General features: G+C 65.1%; 18 protein-coding genes. 4 read left to right on the top strand and 14 right to left on the bottom strand.

Translation table 11 applies throughout. The features are described from left to right. The first annotated feature begins 49 nt into the window (after positions 1 to 49). Positions 50 to 1153 (top strand): cytochrome-c peroxidase, encoded by a 1104-nt coding sequence (locus tag DLM85_RS15530; RefSeq protein ID WP_243635976.1) that lies wholly within the window; start codon positions 50 to 52, stop codon positions 1151 to 1153. A gap of 79 nt (positions 1154 to 1232) precedes the next feature. On the opposite strand, the gene ftsZ is transcribed toward DLM85_RS15530, so the two are convergent. From ftsZ to mraZ, 13 genes are all read right to left on the bottom strand, one after another. After that, positions 1233 to 2810, bottom strand: coding sequence for a cell division protein FtsZ (gene ftsZ, locus DLM85_RS15525; RefSeq protein ID WP_111479015.1), 1578 nt, complete (start codon positions 2808 to 2810; stop codon positions 1233 to 1235). Positions 2811 to 2943: 133 nt separating this feature from the next. Further along, positions 2944 to 4329, bottom strand: coding sequence for a cell division protein FtsA (gene ftsA / locus DLM85_RS15520; RefSeq protein WP_111479014.1), 1386 nt, complete (start codon positions 4327 to 4329; stop codon positions 2944 to 2946). Positions 4330 to 4413: 84 nt separating this feature from the next. Further along, complete coding sequence (locus DLM85_RS15515) at positions 4414 to 5178, bottom strand: cell division protein FtsQ/DivIB (RefSeq protein ID WP_243635974.1); 765 nt, start codon at positions 5176 to 5178, stop codon at positions 4414 to 4416. Beyond that, positions 5162 to 6634 carry a UDP-N-acetylmuramate--L-alanine ligase gene (murC, locus tag DLM85_RS15510; RefSeq protein WP_111479013.1) on the bottom strand — a complete coding sequence of 491 codons (1473 nt, stop codon included), beginning with the start codon at positions 6632 to 6634 and terminating at the stop codon, positions 5162 to 5164. Before murC ends, DLM85_RS15515 begins: the two co-directional genes overlap by 17 nt. Next, on the bottom strand, positions 6634 to 7788 hold the full coding sequence (murG, locus tag DLM85_RS15505) for an undecaprenyldiphospho-muramoylpentapeptide beta-N-acetylglucosaminyltransferase (RefSeq protein WP_111479012.1): 1155 nt from the start codon (positions 7786 to 7788) through the stop codon (positions 6634 to 6636). The genes murC and murG overlap by 1 nt, the downstream gene beginning before the upstream one ends. Before the next feature lie 74 nt (positions 7789 to 7862). Further along, positions 7863 to 9053: an FtsW/RodA/SpoVE family cell cycle protein gene (locus DLM85_RS15500; protein WP_111479011.1), complete on the bottom strand. Its 1191-nt coding sequence runs from the start codon at positions 9051 to 9053 to the stop codon at positions 7863 to 7865. 84 nt (positions 9054 to 9137) lie between these two features. Further along, positions 9138 to 10520, bottom strand: coding sequence for a UDP-N-acetylmuramoyl-L-alanine--D-glutamate ligase (gene murD / locus DLM85_RS15495; protein WP_111479010.1), 1383 nt, complete (start codon positions 10518 to 10520; stop codon positions 9138 to 9140). Between the two features lie 4 nt (positions 10521 to 10524). Continuing rightward, positions 10525 to 11745: a phospho-N-acetylmuramoyl-pentapeptide-transferase gene (gene mraY, locus DLM85_RS15490; protein WP_111479009.1), complete on the bottom strand. Its 1221-nt coding sequence runs from the start codon at positions 11743 to 11745 to the stop codon at positions 10525 to 10527. Positions 11746 to 11993: 248 nt separating this feature from the next. Further along, positions 11994 to 13481: a UDP-N-acetylmuramoyl-L-alanyl-D-glutamate--2,6-diaminopimelate ligase gene (locus DLM85_RS15485; protein ID WP_424321695.1), complete on the bottom strand. Its 1488-nt coding sequence runs from the start codon at positions 13479 to 13481 to the stop codon at positions 11994 to 11996. A gap of 31 nt (positions 13482 to 13512) precedes the next feature. Next, the gene (locus tag DLM85_RS15480; protein WP_111479008.1) at positions 13513 to 15852 is read right to left on the bottom strand and encodes a penicillin-binding protein; all 2340 of its coding nucleotides are present in this window, start codon (positions 15850 to 15852) and stop codon (positions 13513 to 13515) included. Between the two features lie 12 nt (positions 15853 to 15864). After that, positions 15865 to 16515, bottom strand: coding sequence for an FtsL-like putative cell division protein (locus tag DLM85_RS26025; RefSeq protein WP_243635973.1), 651 nt, complete (start codon positions 16513 to 16515; stop codon positions 15865 to 15867). Positions 16516 to 16522: 7 nt separating this feature from the next. Further along, positions 16523 to 17485, bottom strand: a complete 963-nt coding sequence (gene rsmH / locus DLM85_RS15470; protein WP_243635972.1) for a 16S rRNA (cytosine(1402)-N(4))-methyltransferase RsmH — start codon at positions 17483 to 17485, stop codon at positions 16523 to 16525. Continuing rightward, positions 17482 to 17955 (bottom strand): division/cell wall cluster transcriptional repressor MraZ, encoded by a 474-nt coding sequence (gene mraZ / locus DLM85_RS15465; RefSeq protein WP_111479007.1) that lies wholly within the window; start codon positions 17953 to 17955, stop codon positions 17482 to 17484. The genes rsmH and mraZ overlap by 4 nt, the downstream gene beginning before the upstream one ends. 373 nt (positions 17956 to 18328) lie before the next feature. On the opposite strand from mraZ, the gene DLM85_RS15460 reads away from it, so the two are divergent. The 3 genes from DLM85_RS15460 (at position 18329) to DLM85_RS15450 (ending at position 21703) form a co-directional block, all read left to right on the top strand. Continuing rightward, positions 18329 to 18793: a hypothetical protein gene (locus tag DLM85_RS15460; RefSeq protein ID WP_133257084.1), complete on the top strand. Its 465-nt coding sequence runs from the start codon at positions 18329 to 18331 to the stop codon at positions 18791 to 18793. Positions 18794 to 18902: 109 nt separating this feature from the next. Then, the gene (locus tag DLM85_RS15455) at positions 18903 to 21248 is read left to right on the top strand and encodes a TonB-dependent receptor (RefSeq protein ID WP_111479005.1); all 2346 of its coding nucleotides are present in this window, start codon (positions 18903 to 18905) and stop codon (positions 21246 to 21248) included. Positions 21249 to 21322: 74 nt separating this feature from the next. Beyond that, the gene (locus tag DLM85_RS15450) at positions 21323 to 21703 is read left to right on the top strand and encodes a heavy-metal-associated domain-containing protein (RefSeq protein ID WP_111479004.1); all 381 of its coding nucleotides are present in this window, start codon (positions 21323 to 21325) and stop codon (positions 21701 to 21703) included. A gap of 118 nt (positions 21704 to 21821) precedes the next feature. Here DLM85_RS15450 and DLM85_RS15445 read toward each other — a convergent pair whose 3' ends face one another. Continuing rightward, complete coding sequence (locus DLM85_RS15445; RefSeq protein WP_111479003.1) at positions 21822 to 22370, bottom strand: hypothetical protein; 549 nt, start codon at positions 22368 to 22370, stop codon at positions 21822 to 21824. Positions 22371 to 22420: the final 50 nt, after the last annotated feature.

Genomic DNA, 22420 nt, shown 5'->3' with positions numbered 1-22420 from the left:
TCTTGCCAGCCGGTAGTTACCTTTCCATCACACCTGATCCAGTTCTTCTGTGCTGCACACTGTTACGCTTCGTCGCCTGATTCCGCTGGCCGCTGCGGGTGCCCTGCTGGTAGCCGCCTGCAAGCCCGACAAAGACGTGGAGGACGCCTTTCCGGCGCCTACGCCCCTGACGCTGGCCAATCCTCAGGGCTTTCCGGCCATGGCATCCATGCCCGCCGACAATCCGCTGACCGAGGAAGGCGTGGCGCTGGGCCGGATGCTGTTCTACGAAAAGAAGCTTTCCAGCGACGGCACCCTCTCCTGCGGCTCCTGCCACCAGCAGAGCAAGGCCTTCACCGACGGCCGGGCGCGGGCCCTGGGCGTGGGCGGCCGGCAGCACGCGCGCGGCAGCATGGCGCTGATGAACTTGGCCTGGGCGCAGGACTTCACCTGGGACGGCTCGCATACGCAGCTGGAGCAGCAGGCCCGGGTGCCGCTGGAAAACCCGCTGGAGATGAACCAGCCGCTGGCGGCCGGCGTCGCCAAGCTGCAGCAGACCGGCAACTACCCCAAGCTGTTCGGTCGGGCTTTCGGCTCCGCCAAAATCACCGAGGAAAATGTGCTCAAGGCCCTGGCGCAGTTTCAGCGCACCCTGGTGTCGTCCAACTCGCGCTACGACAAGGCCTTGCGCTTCGAGCGCAGCCTCTCGTCCACCGAGCGGCAGGGTAAGCAGCTGCTGGGGCACGCCACCTCCTTCGTGCGCGGCGCCGAGTGCGTGCATTGCCACGACACCGAGCTCTTTGTGGGTCCCAAGCACACATTTTTCAACAACGGCCTCGGCCTGCCGCCTTTCACTGACCCGGGGCGCGGCGGCATCACCGGCGTTGCCTTCGACCGGGGCATGTTCAAGGCGCCCTCGCTGCGCAACGTGGCCCTGACCGCGCCCTACATGCACGACGGCCGGCTCCGGACGCTGGAAGAGGTTCTCGACCATTACAGCGAACATGTGCAGGCCAGCCCCAACGTTGATCCGCAGCTCTTGAACAGCCCGAACGACCCCTCCGGCCGTATCCTGCTCACGCCGCTGGAAAAGCAGAAAATCATTGCGTTCCTGCACACCCTGACCGATTCCACGTTTATCACCGACCCGCGCTTTTCCGACCCCAATCCGTAGTCGGCTCTGCCGGACCATAAACAGAAGGCCCCGCTCAGCAACTGAGCGGGGCCTTCTGTTTATGGTCCGGCAGAGCCGCTTAGTCCACGTTGTCGTGCAGGAAGCGGTTGTCGCCGAGCAGCTCGTTGTCGTCCGAAAGGTTGAAGCGCGAGATGTTGCGCTCCGAGGAGGGTTGCACCTGCTCCAGCTTCACCTGCCGACGCAGGTAGGCCGGCACTTCCAGCTGCTCCTTCATCGCGTCGTTGGAAATGCCGTTGCTCAGCTCCATCAGCCGGCGGCGGCGCTCCTCGGCGCGCGCGTCCAGCGAAGGCCGCGAAGCCGGCGCGGCCTGCGGCGCCTCAGGGGCCGCCGTCGGTTGCTGTTGCACGGCCTGCAGCGGCTCCGGTGCCGACGGCGTGGGGTACACCACCGGCGGCACGAAGGGCGACGGCGACTGATCCAGGTCGAAGCGGGCCTGCGGCTGCTCCGGCTGGGCCGACGGCGTTACGGGCGGATACTCGGCGCTGGCCACGGGGGCGGCTACCGGAGCGGCGGGCGCCACCACCACGGGGCTGGGCGTAGGCCGGGCCGCTACGGGCTCGTGCCGGTCCTTGTCGAACAGGTTGATCTGCGGATCAGCCGTTACCGGCACGGTCTCCGTCTTGGCCGGCTGCAGGTCGCTGAAGCCGCCCATGATGGAGATGCTGTGCGTGTCGCGGGCAAAGCCGGTGGCAATAACCGTCACGCGGATGCTCTGGCCCAGCGTGGAGTCGATGCCGTGGCCGAAAATCACCTCGGCGTCCTGGCCGGCTTTGGCCTGGATGTACTCCGTAATTTCCGTCAGCTCGTCCATTTCCAGCTCGGCCTGGTCGCCCGACATGATGCTGAGCAGAATCTTCTGCGCGCCGTGGATATCGGTGTTGTTGAGCAGCGGCGAAGCCAGGGCCTCCTCGGCCGAGCGCCGGGCGCGGTTTTCGCCCTCGGTGATGCTCGAACCCATCACGGCCGCACCCGAGTCCTTCATGACGGTTTTCACGTCTTCAAAGTCCACGTTCACGTCGGCCGTCACGGTGATGATTTCGGCAATGGACTTGGCGGCGGTGCTCAGCACGTTATCGGCCTTGGCGAAGGCCGAGCGGATGGGCAGGTTGCCGTACATCTCGCGCAGCTTGTCGTTGAGGATGACGAGCACCGTGTCGCAGTTCTCGCTCAGGTCGCGGATGCCCATTTCGGCCTGCTGCCGCTTCTTGCGCCCCTCGAACATGAAGGGCGCCGTCACGATGCCGACCGTCAGGATGCCCAGCTCCTTGGCTACTTTGGCAATAACCGGGGCCGCGCCGGTACCCGTGCCACCGCCCATACCGGCGGTGATGAACACCATTTTGGTCCCGTTGCTGAGCAGCTCGCGGATTTGCTCCCGGCTTTCGATGGCGGCCTGCTTGCCGCGCTCGGGGTTGGCGCCTGCGCCGAGGCCTTCGGTCAGGTCGACGCCGATTTGCAGTCTATTGGGCACCGAAGAGCTCTGCAAAGCCTGTTTGTCGGTGTTGCAGATGACGAATTCCACGTCCTTTATGCCCTGGGAGAACATGTGGTTGACGGCGTTGGAGCCGCCGCCGCCCACGCCAATCACCTTGATGATGGACTTGCCCTGGGGGGTAATATCAAATTTAAAATCCATATGGCGGGGGAGTCAGATGGCGGGGAAAATGGCCGGGGGCTTGACGTACCAAATGGTTAAATGGCTGGGAGTTCGGGAGCCGATTTGCGGTGCTTGAACGTCCAACCATTTAACCATCTGACAATGTAGCCATTTAGTACTGTTTATCGTCGAAATCGTCGATGAGCAGGCCTTTCGTACGGCTCAGAATGTCGCGGAAGAAACCGGCGGCCTTGCTCGGCTGCTTGGGTTGCTCGGGCTGCTTCGGCTGCTCCGATTTGGCCTGCTGGCCCTGCGGCTGCACTGGCTGGGTGTTCTGCCGGGCCGGCGCCTCGTGGGGCCGGGTCATGGTGTATTCGTCGTACTGCTGGCGGCCGCCGCGGTCATCCAAGGAGCGGTAGCCCGACAGCACCAGGCCCACCGTGGTGGCGTACATCGGCGACTTGACGGCCTCGATGCGCGACTTGCCCAGGTGCTCGTTGGGGTAGCCGATGCGGGTATCCATGCCGGTGATGTACTCGGTGAGCTGCACCAGATTCTGCAGCTGCGAGCCACCACCCGTCAGCACGATGCCGGCGGCGAGGCTTTTCTCCAAGCCGGTGCGCTGAATTTCGGCGTACACCAGCTCCAGGATTTCCTCCATGCGGGCCTCGATGATGTAGGCCAGGTTCTTGAGGCTGATTTCCTTGGGTGCCCGGTCGCGCAGGCCGGGGATGCTCACGATTTCGTACTCGGATGCTTCCTCGGCAATGGCCTTGCCGAACTTCACCTTCAGCTGCTCGGCCTGGTTCTGCATCACCATGCAGCCCTGCTTGATGTCCGAGGTGATGATGTTGCCGCCGAAGGGCAGTACCGCCGCGTGGCGAATGATGCCGTCCTTGAAAATGGCCAGGTCAGTAGTACCGCCGCCAATGTCAATCAGCACCACGCCGGCTTCCTTCTCCTCGTCCGACAGCACCGACATGCTGGACGCCAGCGGCTCCAGGATCAGGTTGTCGATTTCGAGCCCGGCCTTGGTGACGCACTTGTTGATGTTGTTGATGGCCGTGCTTTGAGCCGTAATGATGTGGAAGTTGCCCTCCAGGCGCACGCCCGACATGCCCACCGGGTCCATGATACCCTCCTCGTAATCCACCTTGTAGTCCTGGGGCATTACGTGGATGATTTCCGAGCCGGGCGGCGTCACCAACCGATACATGTCGTTGGTGAGGCGCATCACGTCTTCCTGGGTAATTTCCGAATCGGCCGAAGCGCGGGTAATCGAGCCGTTGTGCTGCAGCGACTTGATGTGCTGCCCGGCAATTCCCACATTGACAATGCCGATATTAATTCCCGACTGCTCTTCGGCCTGGCGGATGGCGCGCTTAATGGCGTCCACGGTCTTGTCGATATTCGACACGATGCCGCGCACCACGCCTTCCGACACGGCTTTGCCCATGCCCAGAATTTCGAGCTTGCCGAATTCATTTTTGCGGCCCACCAAGGCGCAGATTTTGGTGGTGCCGATGTCGAGGCCGACGACGATTTTATCTTGTTGCATGGGGTGAGTCAGGGCAGTGGAGAGGTGTTCGGGAGGGCGACCAGGGCAGAAAACGCAGAAATCCAGCGCATTTAAACGCTGGCGCTATTCGCAAATTATTTGGTTTTGGAATTCCACATTGACGCGGTGATAGGTGTCCCATCCTAAAGCTGGGGGAATCTGGCGGTAAAATACCATTAGTTTGGCAAATTTTTCCGGAATATTCTCCGGATATCCAAACTCCACTCGCTGGTCACCTACCTGCTGAGTGAAAATTATTTTCCCATTCGGGGACAAAAATACTTCGGCGACCTGAGCCCGCCAGAAAGCGTGTTCGTCTACGTAGCGCAGGAATTCAAGATACCGCGTTCCGGCAGAATCTTGGAAAAATTGAGCATTTAACGGCGTTCCTCCAACTCGGGCAATGGGCACCACCCGCGCCGAGTACAATGCCGACAGTGGCAGGGGCTGCCCGTCGGCGTCGAGGTAGCGGTCCTGGGCGGCGTCGGGGTGCACGAGGCGGGCAATGGGGCGGTTCTGGCGCACATCGGCGTGCAGGTTGCCGCCCAGGTCGCGGTACACCTGCGCGTCTTTCACGAACGGGTGCGTTTTGAGGCGGCCTTCGAGGGCGCGCAGGTCCAGGTCCTGCGGGGCGGCGCCGCGCAGCTGCTGGTTCCCGTCGCGCGTGAGCAGGGCCGTCACTTGCTGTTCGCTGATGAAAAAGTTGTTGAATTCGTTGCTGATCGTGACGATGACTGCGCCCACCGGCCGCGAGGCCTGCCGCACGGAGGCAAAGACCGACAGGGCCGTCAGCAACAGCAGACAGCCAATACCGAAAAGTACATTTTTTGCCTTACGCTTCAGCGCCATACCACTTATTCCGCAAGATTTTTTTCAATTCCGGCACCAGCTGGTCGATGTCGCCGGCGCCCACGGTGGCAATGACCTCAAACTCGTCGTCGGCGTAGCGTTCGGCCTGGATGGCCTGCTCTTTCGAGAGCAGGGCCTTGCGCGGGCTGGTGAGCTTGTCGAAGATGATTTCGGAGGTGACGCCCTCCATCGGCAGCTCGCGCGCCGGGTAGATAGGCAGCAGGATAACCTCGTCGGCCAGGCTTAGGCTCTGGGCGAAGCCCTCGGCAAAGTCGCGGGTGCGGCTGAAGAGGTGAGGCTGGAAGATGACGCGCAGCTTCTTGCCGGGGTACAGGGCCCGCACGGAGCGCAGAAACGCCTCGATTTCGCGCGGGTGGTGGGCGTAGTCGTCGAGGTAGGCCCGCTTCTCCCCTTGCGTCACCACGAACTCGAAGCGGCGGTTGACGCCACGGTAAGCGGCTACGGCCTCGGGCAGCTTCTCCCAACTCAACCCTACGAGATGAGCGGCGGCGGCGGCGGCCAGCATGTTTTCCACGTTGTGGAAGCCGGGCACGGGCAGCTCCAGGCCGGGCACGTGGGCATTTTCCAGGCCCGGCGCCACCAGCTCGAAGCGGAAGGTGTGGCCGTGGGCGTGCACGTCGGCGGTGTGCAGATCGGGGCCCTGCTCGGTGCTGAGGCCGTAGCGCAGCACCCGCACGCCGGGCGGCACGGCGGCGGCCACGCTGGCGTCCGCGGTGTGGTTGAGCAGCAGCGTGCCGCCGGGCTTGATCTGGCGGGCAAAGTCGCGGAACGACTGCACCAGCGCGTCCTTGTCGCCGTAGATGTCGAGGTGGTCGGCGTCGGTGCTGGTGACGATGGCCACGTCCGGGTGCAGGGTCAGAAAGCTGCGGTCGTACTCATCGGCTTCGACGACAATGGGCACTTCGGCGGTGGTCAGTCCCGGGTTGTCAGTTGCCAGTTGCTCGGCCGACGGGGGCAGCAGCAGGTTGGAGCCCAGATTCACCGAAATACCGCCCAGGAAAGCTCCGGCGGGCAGGCCGGCGTGGTGCAGCAGGTGCGCCACCATGCTGCTGGTCGTCGTCTTACCGTGGGTGCCGGCTACGGCCACGGTGCGGCGGCCGGCGGTGAGCAGGCCCAGCACCTGGCTGCGCTTGCGAATGTCGTAGCCGTTTTCCCGCAGCCAGGCCCACTCCTGGTGGTCCTTGGGAATGGCAGGCGTGAGCACCACCAGGGTTTGGTCCTTGTTGTCGCGCACTTCGGCCGGCAGGTGCTCGGGGGCGTCGTCGTAGTGAATCAAGATGCCTTCCTGGCTCAGCGCCTCGGTGAGCGGGGTGCGCGTCTTGTCGTAGCCCCACACGTGGTGGCCGTTAGCGCGGAACCAGCGCGCCAGGGCCGACATGCCGATGCCGCCGATGCCGAGGAAGTAGACGTAGGGAAACTGGGCGACGGGGTTCATCAGCGGGCTTGCTTGGCGCGTTGGCGGTCAATGAGGGCTTCCAGCTCGTCGACGATGGTAATCGTCGCGGCGGGGCGGGCCAAGGGCTGGATGTTGCGGCGCAGCTCGGCCTGCCGGGTCGGGTCGCTCAGCAAATCCAAGGCCACGTCGTAGAGCTTGTCGGCAGCTTCGGCGTCGGTGACGAGCAAGGCCGCATTGCGCGTGGAGAGGGCGCGGGCGTTTTTGGTCTGGTGGTCTTCGGCCACGTTGGGCGAGGGCACCAGCACGCAGGGCTTGGCCGTCAGGCACAGCTCCGATACCGACAGGGCCCCGGCGCGGCTGATGACCACGTCGGCGGCGGCGTAGGCCAGGTCCATGCGCTTGATGAACTCCAGCGCGTGCAGGTTGGCGCCTTGGTAGTCGGCGGCCTGCTGCTCGGCGGTGGGGAAGTAGAGCTTACCCGTTTGCCAGAGCAGCTGCACGCCGGCCTGTTGCAGGCGCGGCAAGGCAGCAGCCGTGGCTTGGTTCAGGGTGCGGGCGCCGAGGCTGCCGCCGATGACAAGCAAGACGGGCTTGTTGGGGTCGAGGCCGAAGAACTTCAGGGCTTCGGCCCGGTCGCCGCCGGCAATTTCGCTGCGCACGGGGTTGCCGGTCAGCACGAGGCGGTCGGCGGGGAAAAACTGCTCCATGCCCTCGTAGGCCACGCAGATTTTGTCGACGCGGCGGGCCAGCAGCTTGTTGACGAGGCCGGCGTAAGAATTTTGCTCCTGAATGAGGGCGGGCACGGCGCGGGAAGTGGCGGCCAGCAGCACCGGGGCCGAGGCGTAGCCGCCCACGCCCACCACCGCGTCGGGGCGGAACGACTCGACCAGCTTGCCGGCCTTGCGCACCGACTGGAACACTTTCAGCGGGAACAGCAGGTTTTCGGGCGTGAGGCGGCGCTGCAGGCCGCTGATGTTCAGCCCCACGATGCGGTAGCCGGCCTCGGGCACCCGGGTCATTTCCATGCGGCCGTTGGCGCCCACGAACAGGATGTCGGCGTCGGGGCGGCGGCGCTGCAGCTCGTTGGCAATGGCCACGGCCGGGAAGATGTGCCCGCCCGTGCCCCCGCCGCTGATGATGACGCGGCAAGAAGCAGTGGGGTTAGGCTCGATATGGAAGGCCGATTCGGGCATTGTGTCGTTCTGGAGTTGGTTTCCGCAGCAGGCGCGGAGGATTGCGCGGAGGGCGCAGAGCTGTTCTAACCGCGCTACGCCAGCGCAGTTTGTTTCGGAATGCGCGCTTCGTCTTCCGGTTCGCCCACCATCGGGCGAATTTCCCGCTCGCCGCGGCTCACGCTGAGGATGACGCCGATGCTGATACCAGTGAAAATCAGCGAGGTGCCGCCCATACTCAGCATGGGCAGCGGCAGGCCGGTAATCGGGCCCAGGCCCACGGCCACGCCCATGTTCACCATAGCCTGCAGCACCAGGCTGAAGCACAAGCCCGCCGAGAGCAGGCCCCCGAAGGCGCCGTAGCTGCGCATCACCGTAAGCAGACCGCGGTAGAGGAAGGCGAGGTACAGGAAGAGCACGCCAATGCCGCCAAGCATGCCGTACTCTTCGATGATGATGGCGTAGATGAAGTCGGAGTACGGGTGGGGCATGATGTTGCGCTCGGTGCTCTGCCCCGGGCCCTTGCCCGCCACGCCGCCGGTGGCAATGGCTATGTAGCTGTGCTCCAGCTGAAACGGCACCGGCTTGCTCTTGTCGGTGAAGCTCTCGATACGCGACTTCACCGTGCCCCAGCGCTGGCCCAGGGTCAGGGCCACGCCGCCCAGGCTCATCACAATGAGCACCGTGAGCATCATGTGCTTCAGCGGCACGCGGCCGATGAACATCAGCAGCAGGCAAGTGAAAAACAGCAGCAGGGCCGTGGAGGCATTGGACAGCACGATGAGCCCGCAGATGACGCCCACCCAGAGAATTACGGGCAGCAGCGTGGTTTTGAAGTTGTCGATGTACTGCTGGCGGCGGCTGAGCATGCTGGCCAGGTGCGAAATCAAGGCCAGCTTGGCCAAGTCGGAGGGCTGGAAGGTCTGGTTAATCACCGGAATGGTCATCCAGCGGGCCGCCCCGTTCACGCTGCCGCCCATCAGGTAGGTAAACAGCAGCAGGGGCACCGACAGCAGCAGCGCGTACAGCGAGAGGCGCGAGTAGTGCCGGTAGTCAATGCGGTGGGCCACCCACATCAGGGCCAGCCCGACGAAAATCAGGCTGGTGTGCTTGAATAAAATCATTTCCACCGAGCCGGCGCGGCCGCGCAGCTCGTTTTTGTACGCCAGCGTGCCGGTGGCGGAGTACACCACGGCCATGCTGATGAGCGAAAACACAATCACGATGCCCCAGAGCACCGGGTCGCCCTTCAGATTGCGCTGCAGCCAGGTTTTGACGGGTTCCATCGGCAAGTGGTGAAATGGTGAGTTGGTGAAATGGTGAGTTGATGGGCAGCGAAACGGTTACGTCAGAACGACAAACTCACCATTTCACGATTTCGCCAACTCACCGACCGCCTGGGCGAATTGCCGGCCGCGGTCCTCGTAGTTCTTGAACAGGTCGAAGCTGGCGCAGGCGGGCGAGAGCAGCACCACGTCGCCGGGCTGGGCCAGGGCGGCGGCGCGGCGCACGGCTTCGCGCACGTCCTGGGTTTCTTCCACCACCGGCACCACCCCGTCGAAGGCGGCGCGCAGCTTGGCGTTGTCAACGCCGAGGCAGATCAGGGCTTTCACTTTTTCCCGGGCCAGCGGCAGCAGCGTTGCGTAGTCGTTGCCTTTGTCGGTGCCGCCCGCAATCCAGACCAGCGGGGCCTTCACGCCGTCGAGGGCGTACCAGGCGGCCTCCACGTTGGTGGCCTTGCTGTCGTTGATGAAGGGCACGCCGTTGATTTCGCCCACCGGCTGCAGGCGGTGCGCGGCGTTGCTGAAGGAAGGCAGCGCCGCCTCCAGCTGCTCCACCGACAGCCCCGCCACCCGGGCGGCTAGCACGGCGGCGGCCATGTTCTGGCGGTTGTGCTGGCCGATCAGCGGCGAGCGGGCAATGCTCACGTCCTCCGGGCCTTCGTCCTGCACCTGCGGCACGTCGAGGCGCAGCGTGGTTTCCGACACGTAGCGGGCCGCGCAGCGGATGTCCGGGCGCTGGTGCAGGCTGAAGGGCAAATCGTTGGTATCCACGAACACCGACTGGTACTCCTGCTGAATCAGCCGGTCGTCGGCGTTGTAGATGAAGTAGGAGCTGCTGTCGAGGTTGCGGGTGATGCGCAGCTTGGCCTGGGCGTACTCCTCGATGCGGTAGTGGTACCGGTCGAGGTGGTCGGGCGTGATGTTGAGCAGCACGGCCACGGTGGGCGTGTAGTCGTAGGTATCGTCGAGCTGAAAGGAGCTCAGCTCCAGCACAAACCAGTCGAAGGTATCCTCGATAACCTGCTCGGCGAACGAGTGGCCCACGTTGCCGGCCAGGCCCACGTTGTAGCCGGCCTCTTTGAGCAGGTGGTAGGTCAGCAGCGTGGTCGTGGTCTTGCCGTTGGTGCCCGTAATGGCAATGCTCTGGGCCCGGGTGTAGCGGCTGGCCAGGTCGATTTCCGACAGGACCTTGATGCCCTTTTCGCGCACGGCCTGCATCACCGGGGCTTTTTCCGGAATGCCCGGGCTCTTCACGATTTCGTCGGCCGCCAGGATTTCTTCGAGCGTGTGGGCGCCTTCCTCGAAGCGGATGCCGGCCTGCGTGAGCTTGTCCTTGTAGGCCGGCTTCAGCGCCCCGCCGTCCGACACGAACACGTCGTAGCCCTTGGCCTGCCCGAGCAGCGCCGCCCCTACCCCGCTTTCGCCGGAGCCGAGAATGACCAGTTTTTTGCCTTCGCCGGAGTGCTGCATGGAGTTAGCGCAGTTTGAGGGTTACCAGGGTCAGCACGGCCAGCATGATGCCCACAATCCAGAAGCGCGACACGATTTTGGACTCGTGGTAGCCCAGCTTCTGGTAGTGGTGGTGCAGCGGCGACATGCGCAGCAGGCGGCGGCCTTCGCCGTACTTTTTCTTGGTGTACTTGAAGTAGCTCACCTGCAGAATCACCGAGAGGTTCTCGACCAGGAAGATGCCGCAGAGCACCGGAATCAGCAGCTCCTTGCGCACGATGAGCGAGAGCACCGCAATGATGCCGCCGATGGCCAGCGAGCCGGTGTCGCCCATGAACACCTGCGCCGGGTAGCTATTGTACCACAAAAAGCCCACGCAGGCGCCCACGAAGGCGGTGCAGAAGATGGTCAGCTCGCCCACGTTCGGAATGAACATGATGTCGAGGTAGTCGGCCAGCACGGCGTTGCCGCTCACAAAGGCGAAGATGCCCAGCGTGGTGCCGATGATGGCCGAAGTGCCGGCCGCCAGCCCGTCGAGGCCGTCGGTGATGTTGGCCCCGTTCGACACCGCCGTGATGATGAAAATCACGATGGGAATGTAGAAGAAGGCGTAGTACTCGTTGAAAAAGTCGCCGGCGGTGGCAAACAGGTCGCCGTAGTTCAACTCGTTGTTTTTGGCGAAGGGAATGGTGGTAATCATCAGCTTCACGTCCTGGTAGTAGCGGCTGGCGTCCACGGCCGAAAACTGCCCGTTCGGCAGCAGGTACTGGCGCACCGTCACGTCGTGGCTGAAGAAGAGCACCCAGCCCACCGTCAGCCCCAGCCCGATCTGGCCCAGCATCTTGAAGCGCCCGGCCAGGCCCTCCTTGTCCTTTTTCACCACCTTGATGTAGTCATCCACGAAGCCAATCAAGCCCAACCACACGGTGCTGAGCAACATCAGGATGACGTAGATGTTGTCGAGCTTGGCGAAGAGCAGGGTGGGCACCAGAATGGCCAGCAGAATGATCAGGCCGCCCATCGTCGGGGTGCCCTTCTTCTCCATCTGCCCGGCCAGGCCCAGGTCGCGGATGCCCTCCCCGATCTGCCGCCGCCGCAGAATGGCAATCAGCTGCTTGCCGAACAACTGGGCAATAATCAGCGAGGTGACCACGGCCATGGCGGCGCGGAACGAGGTGTATTGCATTACCCCCGTGCCGGGCACGTTGTAGTGGCGGTGCAAATAATCGAAGAGGTAGTAGAGCATTGGTCAGGGCTGGTGCGACGCCGGTTCAGGCGTCAGGAAGCCGCAAATTTTCGGCTTTTTCGGCAGTGGTCAAACGTTGCGTTTGTCGTGATTTTGTGCTATTCCGGTGCTCTTATTGGTCGTCATCCTGAGCGCAGCGCAGGACCTTGCTCGAACTATGCACCAACGATTGAGTCTAAGCTCAGACTTCGGCGGCAGTGCGAGGGTTGAGGAGGTTCCTTCGCTGCGCTCAGGATGACGGTTCCATCTCATAAGCTCAGCAACTCATACGCCTCCTGCAGCACCAGCCGGTCATCGAAGGCGCTGCGCTGGCCCTGGATTTCCTGGTAGTTTTCGTGGCCCTTGCCGGCTACCAGCACGATGTCGCCGGGGCGGGCCAGGGCGCAGGCAGTTTTGATGGCTTCGCGGCGGTCGGGCACGGTGAGGTACTTGCCCGCGTCGGTGGGGCGCACGCCGGCCTGCATCTGGTCGAGAATCACCTGCGGGTCCTCGTAGCGCGGGTTGTCGGAGGTGAGCACGGCGCGGTCGGACAGGCGGCAGGCCAAATCGGCCATGATGGGGCGTTTCGCCGCGTCGCGGTTGCCGCCGCAGCCCACCACCGTAATGACGGCCTGCTCGGGGCGGCGGATGTCGGCAATGGTCTGCAGCACATTTTCCAGCGCGTCGGGCGTGTGGGCGTAGTCTACTATACCCACCACCCGCTTGCGCGGCGACACCACCGGCTCGAAGCGGCCCGGCGCCGAGGTCAGCCCCGACAGCACCGTGAGCGTCTCTTCGGGGTCCTCGCCCAGCAGCACGGCCGCGCCGTACACGGCCAGCAGGTTGTAGGCATTGAACACCCCGATCAGGCGAAACTGCACCTCGCGCCCGTCCACTTCCAGCAGCAGGCCTTCCACGCTGTTTTCGATAAGGCGGCCGCGCACGTCGGCGGCGCCGCGCAGGGAGTAGGTGGCTTTGCGGGCCTTGGTGTTCTGCAGCATCACCAGGCCGCGCTTGTCGTCGGCATTGGTGAGGGCAAAAGCCCCGGCCGGCAGCATGTCGAAAAAACCTTTCTTGGCCTTCAGGTAGTTGTCGAAGGTGCCGTGGTAGTCGAGGTGGTCGTGGGTGAGGTTGGTGAACAGGCCCCCGGCAAACTGCAGCCCCGTCACGCGGTGCTGCACCACCGAGTGCGAGCTGACTTCCATGAAGGCGTGGGTGCACTTGGCCGCCACCATGCGCGCCAGCAGCTCGTTGAGCCGGATGGCGTCGGGTGTGGTGTGCGTGGCCGGAATGACCTCCTCCCCGATCTGATTTTGCACCGTCGAGAGCAAGCCGGCCTTGTAGCCGCGGGCCGAAAACAGCTTGTGCAGCAAGGTGGCGCAGGTGGTTTTGCCGTTGGTACCGGTCACGCCCACCAGCTGCAGCTGCTTACTGGGGTGACCGAAGAAGGCCGCCGCCATGTGGCCCATGGCTTCGGCACTGTCGGCCACCAGCACATAGCTCACCGCATCATCTAATTCGGCCGGCAATTCCTCGCACACCACCGCCGTAGCGCCCTGGGCCACGGCTTTCGGGATGAACTGGTGCCCATCGGCCTGCACGCCGCGCAGGGCGAAGAACACCGCGCCGGGCGCCGCCTGCCGCGAATCGAGCGTGAGGCTGCGCACTTCGGCATCGGCCGGGCCGCGCTGCTCCCGCACCGTTACGGCCGCGAGCAGGTCAGTGAGTTGGTGAGAGGCGGGTTTGGAAGAAGTCAAGGCGGGAAAGCGGGAAAGTCAGCGAAGGAAATTAGGCCCGGCGGCCGGCGCGGCTGCGGCCCGCGGGCTGGGCGGCCGCCGATTTGGGCCGGGCCGGCTTCTGGCCGGGGAACAGCTCGTCAGGCCGGGTGATGGGCTGGCCCGTGGGCGACACCGGCTCGGGAATCACCGTGGGCTCGGGCGCCACGGTGGGCTTGGGCGGGGCGTAGGGCAGCACCGGCGCCGGGGCTTTGGCCACCAGCGTGGGGTCTTTCAGCTCCAGCACCACCGTGGCGCCGCGCTGCACCGGCACGCCGGCCGGCACCGACTGGCGCGCCACCCGGCCCGCCCCCACGGTGCGCACGCGCAGGCCGCGGTTTTCGAGCAGGAACAGCGCGTCGCGGCGGCTGAGGCCGGCCACGCTGGGCATGCGGCCGCGGCGCACTGGCAGGGCATTCCACTGCACCTGGCGGGCGCCCTCGGCGGCCTGGCCCTGCACCCAGTCGTCGGGGGCGGTGCCGGCGGCCTGGTTGGTCACGCCCATGTGGTTGCAGATCAGCTGCAGATCCTCCTGCATGCCGCCGTAGCTGGCGGGCACCAGCGTTTTGCGCACCGGGGCGCGGGCCAGCAGGGGGCGCTGGCTGGCCTGGTCGCGGGCCATGGCCTTGTCGGCCACTTCGCGGAACACCGGAGCGGCCACGTCGGCGCCGTAGATGCGGCCGTTCTTGGGCGAGTCGACCACCACGATGCACGAGTACTTGGGCTTGTCGGCCGGGAAGTAGCCGCAGAAGGAAGTCGAATAGGTCTTGGTGTAGCGGCCGTTCTTGAATTTCCAGGCCGTGCCCGTTTTGCCGGCAATGCCGAAGTCGGGTGTGCGGATGCCGCGGGCGGTGCCGTGGGTCACCACGCCTTCCATCATGGCCTTCACCTTGGCCAGCGTGGCGTCGGAGCAGATTTTGGGGTTGAGCACCTTAGCCTCAAACCGCTCCAGCACCTGCTCGTCCTGGCGGATTTCCTTGACAATCATCGGCTGAATCTTCACCCCGTCGTTGGCCACGGCGTTGTAGAAGGCCAGCGTCTGCAGCGGGGCCAGCTTCAGCTCGTAGCCGATGCTCATGGTCGACAAGGAAGTGTGGCTCCAGGAGCGGTCCGAGGGGTCCTTCACGTAGGGCTTGGCCTCGCCCGACATCTGGAAGCCCAGCGGCTGGTGCAGCCCGAACTTCTTCAGGTAGTCGGTGTAGTCGGCGGGCTTGGCGGCAAAGTGGTCGTTGACCAGCTTGGCCACCCCGATGTTCGAGGACTTCTCGAACACCTGCTGCACGGTGATGCGGCCGTAGGGGTGCGAGTCGGTTTTTACGGCCCCGGCAATCTTCATCGAGCCGGTGCGGCCGGTGTTGACGGTATCGGTCAGGTCCAGCTCGGGGTTGTCCTCGAAGAGGGCCATCATCGAGGCCAGCTTGAAGGTTGAGCCGGGCTCGGTGCGGCCCTGGTCGGCAATGGCGTAGTTGTAATCCTCGCGGTACACGCCGTCGGCCACCTTGCCCAGGTTGGCCACGGCCTTGATTTCGCCGGTTTTCACCTCCATCAGAATCACCGTGCCGTACTGGGCGTTGTTGTCCATCAGGCTGCGCAGCAGGGCATTTTCGGCCACGTCCTGCAGGTTGATGTCCAGCGTGGTCATGATGTCGAGGCCGGCCTGGGGCTTGATTTCCGAGCCGTCGTACACGGGTTTGAGGCCGCCGGGCAGGCGCTCAAACAGCGCCTCGCCGTCCTTGCCGGCCAGCTCCTTGTTGTAAGTGTACTCCAGGCCCGCGCCGTGCTTCTCCTCGTTTACGAAGCCGATGGTGCGCTGGGCCAGCCCGCCGAAGGGCCGGAACCGCTTGTCCACCTTCTCGAAGATGACGCCGCCCTTGCGCTTGGCCCGGAAAATGGGCCAGGAGGCCAGCAGCTTCTTTTCCTGGAAGTTGATCTGCCGCGAGTTCAGGCGGATGTAGCGGCTGTTCTTTTTATACGCGTTGACGAGCCGCTGGCGGTATTCGCGCGGGCTTCGGTCCCCGAAAAAACGGGAAAGTAGCAAGGCCAGCGAATCGGCCTTGCTGTCGAACAGTTCGCCGCTCACCACCGAAGGGTCCCAGGCCACCCGGTAGAAGGGCAGCGAGGTGGCCATGATGCTGCGCCCGTCGGCGGCGAAAATGCTGCCGCGGGTGGCAAACACCGGCTGGTACACGATGCGGCGTTGCTGCTCCAAGGAGCGCCACTTCTCCCCTTCCTGGTACTGAATGCGCTGAATCTTCCAGACGATGGCGCTGGAAAACAGCAGCACGCCCAGGAAGGCGAGGCGCACCCGGGTGACAATGGATTTCTTAACGCTGCCCTGTTGCTGCTTGCTCATGGCTGGTGGGCGTTAGTGTTGCGGTTCGGCTTCGGGGGCCGTTTCCGGTTCGGCGGCCGGTAGCGCGGGCGCCGTGGCCGCGGCGGCCAGCGAGTCGCGCACGGCCTGGGCGGCAATGGAGTCGGCCGTCAGCACCGGCAGCTCGTCGAGCTTGGCTTCTTCCAGTCCGCCGGCCGGCACCTTGATGCTGAACGGCGGCGAGGAGCTTTCCACCAGCCCGTAGGCGGCCACTTTGCGGGCCACCTCGCTCTGCTTGCTGGCCTCCATGTAGTCGGCCGAGAGCGTGGTGTAGTCGGCGCGCAGGTCTTCGGTTTCGGTTTTCAGGCGCTGAATGCTGCGGTTCATGCGGGCCGCGTAGTGCGTGTTGCCGATGTAGACCAGAATCAGGAACATCACGAACAGCGTGTGCGGCAGAAAGCGCACCGGCACCCCGTCGCGAAACAGCCCGTCGACGTTGACCACCCGCTCCACCAGGGAGAAAATGCTCCACGTCGACTGCTTGCGCGGCCGGGGCTCGGGGCGCGGGGCGCGCTCGGCCTTAGGCGCGGGCTCGGCGTCCGGTTCGGGCGCGCGCGCGGGCTCAGGCGCCGGGGGCGGCACCACTTCGCGCGGCGTGTTCTGGCGCGGCTGGGCGGCGGGTGGACGAGCAGTATTGACAGCCACGGACGGTTCAGGACTTAGGGTTCAGCGGGAAATCGTTCCGGATTCCAATCCGCAATTTAGCGCTGCGGGCCCGGTTGTTCAGCTGCAGTTCTTCCTCCGACGCGGTAATGGGCTTGCGCGTCAGCACCTCGAAGGGCTTTTGGGGGTTGCCGTACAGGTCCTTGTCGGCCTCCCCGAAGAATTTTCCGGCCGCCAGGTAGTTTTTCACCAGCCGGTCTTCCAGCGAGTGGTACGACATAACCACCAGCCGGCCGCCGGGGCGCAGCACCTGCGCGCACTGCGTCAGCATCTGCTGCAGCACTTCCAGTTCGTTGTTGACTTCGATGCGCAGGGCCTGAAATACCTGCGCCAGGTACTTGTTTTCCTTGCCGCGCGGGGTGCAGCTGGCAATGGTTTTCTTAAGGTCGGCAATGGTCTGAATGCCGCGGGTACCCCGGCCCTGCGCCACGGCTTTGGCCAGGGTGCGCGCGTTCTGCACCTCGCCGTACATGCCGAAGATGCGGTGCAGCTCGGCCTCCGAGTAGTCGTTCACCACGTCGGCCGCCGTGGGGCCTTCGTCGGGGTTCATGCGCATGTCCAGCGGCCCGTCGAAGCGGGTGCTGAAGCCGCGCTCCGGCGTATCGAACTGGTAGGACGACACGCCCAGGTCGGCCAGCAGGCCGTCCACGGGAATAGCGCCGCGGCTTTCCAGCTCGCGCTGCAGCTCGCCGAAGTTGGCCCGGATGAAGGTAAACCGGTCGCCGCGCGGGCCCTGCTGCAGCACCTGGGCCTGCCGCTCGGCGTCGGCGTCCTGGTCGAAGGAAAACAGGTGGCCCTGCGGCCCGAGTTGCTCCATAATGGCCCAGCTGTGCCCGCCGCCGCCGAAGGTCACGTCGACGTAGCGGCCGTCGGGGCGCAGGTCGAGCCCGTCGAGGCACTCCTGCAGCATCACGGGGCGGTGGTACGTGGCGTTGGGGGTGTCCATGCTCATGCGGCGAGGCCGCCGGCGGGCGGGGTATCGGTGGTAAGAAACTTCTGGGCCAGCTTGGAGAAGCTCTGCTGGTCTTTGATCAGGAACTCGTCGTAGCGCGCCGGGTCCCAGATTTCGCAGCGGTTGCCCATGCCCACCACAATGGCTTCCTTCTCGATGCCGGCGTAGCGGCGCATGGAGCCCGGCAGCCCGAAGCGGCCGATGTTGTCCAGCTCCACCTCGGTCATGCCGCGGAAGAAGTTGCGCTGAAACTGCCGGTACTCCTCGTTGAACTCGTCCAGCGCCATCACCTTCTCGTGAATCACCTGCCAGGCCGAGCGCGGGTAGAGCACCAGGCAGGGCTCGAAGCCGCGCACCAGCACCAGCTGATTGCCCGACTGCTCGGGCAGGTTGGCCTTCACCTTGGCCGGCAGCACGAGCCGCCCTTTCGGGTCAAGCTTGCAGTCGTATTCGCCGGAGAGCAGGTGCATGGTGAGGATGGGAAACAGGGTCGGTAAGCAAAAGTACGCAAGCCCCGCGAAAAGGCCACCACCTTTTACCATTTTCTACCACCTGGCAAAATGGGCTTAACAGGCCTGTTTGGGCCATTTTTAACCGTGAGTGGTAGCGAGTAGGGAAGAAAGTGGTAAGCACGAACAGGCCGTTGCCAAAATGGCAGACGCCCGGCAGGGCCCGGAACCGGCATGGCCATAGCGTGGACTTGAGCGCGCGTCTGCTAGAAGCCATTCACCGATTTTGTTTAAGCGGATGCGAACCAGAACCCGGGCTGCTTTCCAAATCCTGCACACGCCGCGCCGCATTCTGTACCGGGCTATCCGCGCGGCGACCTGTATCTTTGGGGCTGTGAACCAACGCTCGTTGCTCCTGCGCCTCACCAGCCTGTGGCTGGCCCTGCTCGTTCTCACCGCTTCGGTGGGCCTGACGGTGCAGCAGCACACCTGCCACGTGAGCGGCCGCACCCAGCGGGCGGTGGTGCTCACGCCGCGCCACGGCTGCGCCCCGGCCGGCATGGCGGCGGCCGAGCTCGGCTGCCAGCGGCCGGCGCCGCTGAAACAGACGAGCGTCAAGGGCGGCTGCTGCGAGTTCAGCGCCCACCACCACAAGGTCGAGGCCTCGGCCCACGACCTGAGCCTGGGCAAAGTACCGGTGCCGGCCTTGGTAGCCGTGCTGCCCGCGCCGCCGATGTGGCCGCCGCCCGCCGCCGTTGCCACTGCCGCCGAAGCGCGCATTCTGCACGCCGCCGATGCCTCGCCCCCACCCCGCGCGGGCCGGGCGCTGCTGACGTTCGTGTGCGTGCTCGTGGTCTAGAGCCGGATTCTTCGCGCCGCAAGGGCTGCACCCACGGGTGCGCCGTTGCCCCATCAGCTCGACCGTAGCTGGTGCTCAACCGCCGGAAGAATCCTAACTTTCTGACCACATGGCCGCTACTTTGCGAAGCCGCGTGCTGCGCGCCCTGCCCCTGCTGACGCTGGGGGCCGCGCCCGCCGCCTTCGCCCAATCATTCGCCGCCCCCGCCCGGGGCGAAGTAACCGATGGCGCCACCCGCGCCGCCCTGCCCGGCGCCGTGGTGCGCTGGCTCGGCACCGACCAAGCCGCCACCACCGACGAGCGGGGCCTGTTCGTGCTGCCCTACTCCACCAAGGCCACCTCCAGCCGCCTCGTCATCAACGCCCTCGGCTACCGCGCTGACACGGTGCAGGCCGGGCCCTACGTGCGCATTGCGCTGAAAGCCAATGCCGAGCTGCAGGAAGTCGTCATCACCGACCGCGCCCCGAGCTACTCCTCGCTCACGCCCACCAACACCCAGGTCATCAGCAGCCGCGACCTGACCAAGTCGGCCTGCTGCAACCTGGCGGAGAGCTTCGAAACCAACGCCTCGGTGGAAGTCACGACCACCGACGCGGCCTCCGGGGCCAAGCAGATTCAGCTGCTGGGCCTCGACGGCAGCTACTCCCTGCTCACCGTCGACAACCTGCCGGCCCTGCGCGGGCTGTCGTCGCCGTACCGGCTGAACTACCTGGCCGGGCCCTGGATCGAGAGCATCGACATCATCAAGGGCATGGGCTCGGTGGTGAACGGCTACGAGTCGATTTCGGGGCAGGTGAACGTGCGCCTGAAGGAGCCGGAGAAAACCGACCGGCTGCTCTTCAATGCCTATGCCAACGACTTCGGCAAGTTCGACCTGAACCTGAACACCTCGGCCCGCATCAACGCGAAGTGGAGCACGGCCCTGCTGCTGCACACCGACCACCTCGGCACCCGCGTCGACCGGAATAAAGACGGTTTCCTGGATTTGCCGCTGGCCACTCAGTACAACGTGCTGAACAAGTGGAAGTACAAGTCGGGCACGGCGGTGGTGAGCGAGTGGGGCGTGGGCGCCCTGCGCGAAACCCGGCAGGGCGGGCAGGTGGATTTCCGGGCCGATGACGCCAGCAACGCGGCGTACGGCATCACCCAGCAGACCACGCGCTACACGGCCTACGGCAAGACCTCCTACACCTGGCCCACGAAGCCCTACCAGAGCCTGGGCCTGCTCGTGTCGGGCACCAGCCACGACTTCCGGTCGAGCTACGGGGCCAGCCAGTACGGCGTGAGCTTCGACTACACCCACGACCCGGACCACGCCGGCCACTTCCGCCCGCAGCGCCAGTACAACGGCCTGCAGCGCACCGGCCTGGCCACGCTGCTGTTTCAGAGCGCCATCGGCAACACGGCCCACGTGTACCGCCTCGGCGCCAGCTACCTCTACGACGACTACCAGGAGCACCTGCGCACCGGCTTCCGCGCGGGCGAAACGGCCGCGCAGGAGCGGCTGCGCAGCCTACGGGCCCGCACCGAGCGCGTGCCCGGGGCCTTTGCCGAGTACACCTACCAGAACTCCAAGAACCTGACCGTGGTGGCCGGCGCCCGCGCCGATTATCACAACCTCTACGGCTGGTTCTTGACGCCGCGCCTGAACGTGAAAGTCGACGCGACGCAGAGCACCGTGCTGCGCCTGGCGGCCGGCCGGGGCTACCGCGTGGCCAATCCCATTGCCGAAAACACCGGTATGCTGGTGAGCAGCCGCCCGTTCAGCGTGGCCACCGATTTGCAGCCCGAACAGGCCTGGAACGTGGGCGGCAGCTTCTCGCAGTACTTCACCGTGGCGGGCCGGCAGGCCACCTTCGTGGTCGATTACTACCACACGCTCTTCCAGAACCAGGTGGTGGCCGACCCCTACACGGTGCCTTCCCTGCTGCTGATCCGCAATCTGGAGCCGGGCGGACGCTCCTTCTCGCGCAGCTTCCAGGCCGAGGTGCAGGTGGAGCCGCTCAAGGGCCTGCAGGCCAAGGCCGCCTACAAGTGGCTGGACGTGAAAACCACCTACGGCGGCGACTTGCTGCCCAAGCCGCTCACGCCCCAGCACCGCCTGTTTGCCAACCTGAGCTACGCCAGCGCCTTCGACAAGTGGCGCGGCGACCTGACGGCCCAGTGGTACGGCCGTCGTCCCTACGCCCCCAGCCTCATGCACCAGCACGAGGCGGGCGCCGCTCCCCAGAAAGTGCTCTACTCGCCGCGCTACGCCACCCTCAACGCCCAGCTCACCCGCGCCTTCAAGCGCATCGACGTGTACGCGGGCGTGGAAAACCTGACCAACTTCCGCCAGCGCAACCCCATCGACGCGGCCGATCAGCCCTTCGGCCCGAACTTCGACGCGGCCATGAACTGGGGGCCCATCTACGGGCGTTTAACCTACGTGGGCCTGCGCTTCCGCCTGGAATAGTTATTGCCAACACCCGCCTGGCCGGGCCCAAACCGGCCGCTGTTTCTCATCTTCGCCGCGCTTTTTCGTTTCCTATGAACCTCTTCCGCTCCCTCCTGCTGGGTTTGTCCCTTTTCTTCACCGCCGCCGCCGCCCAGGCCCAGACGACGCCCCCGGCAGCCAAGGCCAAAGCCAAGTCCGGCGCCGAGCAGGTGCAGATCAAGACCTCGGCCGTGTGCGACATGTGCAAGGCCCGCCTCGAAAAGTCCCTGGCCTACGAGAAAGGCGTGCAGTCGGCCCTGCTCGACGTGCCCACGCAGGTGCTCACGGTAACTTACCGCGCCGACAAAACCACGCCCGAGGCCCTGCGCGCCGCCGTAGCGGCCACCGGCTACGACGCCGACGCCACCGCGGCCAACGCCAAAGCCTACGACCGGCTGCCCGACTGCTGCAAGAAAACCAACGCCGTGCACTAAGCCCGGCCGCTGACGGACAACCCGCCTGTCACGTATTCCCTGCCATGCGGCGGGCTGGCCTACCGGAGCAGCGCTCCGGCCGGCCAGCCCGCCGCTGGTGTTTTGCGCGGCCGCGGCCTCAGGCCAGGGCCGCCATCTGGGTTTCGAACTCGAGCTGTAACCGCAGGGGCAAGGGCCGGTTGAAGCGCCGCCGGTGCGTGCCCGACAGCTCCAGCGTAAACCAATCGGCCCGCAGGTAATCGAGCAGGTTCACGCGGCCCTGCACCTCCATCTGGATGTGGTCGGGCTGAATATCTTCCTCGTCGAAGACGGCCAGCAGCGCCTTGCGGCTTTGCGTGGTAATGAAGCAGTTGCCGCTCGACAGCGCCGCCAGCGCGGAACGGTGGTGCGCCCGGCCGCTGGGGTGAGCCGGGGGCAGCAGCTCCAGGCGCGCAGCGCGCAGGTACAGCGCCACCACGCCGGGCTGGGTAAGCGGCCCGAGGCACTCCAGATTGCCCGGCAGGGTCGCTTCGATCAGGTATATCTGTTCGAGCGAGGGGTCGATGCGCAGTTTAACGGAACGCGTCCGGATGGTTGAGGCCAGGGGCCGGGGCCGCTCGCGGCGCGCAATCGTCAGCGCCACCCCTAATACCACCGGGGGCGGGGCCGCAGTGCTGAGCTGAGCCATGGGACAGGAAAGGGTAAGCGTGCAACAGGGGTAAGCAGCAGGAGGCGGAG

Source organism: Hymenobacter edaphi, assembly GCF_003258365.1.
Classification (GTDB): domain Bacteria; phylum Bacteroidota; class Bacteroidia; order Cytophagales; family Hymenobacteraceae; genus Solirubrum; species Solirubrum edaphi.
The sequence above is the reverse complement of the archived record's forward strand: the minus strand, read 5'-3'. Positions and strand labels throughout refer to the sequence as shown.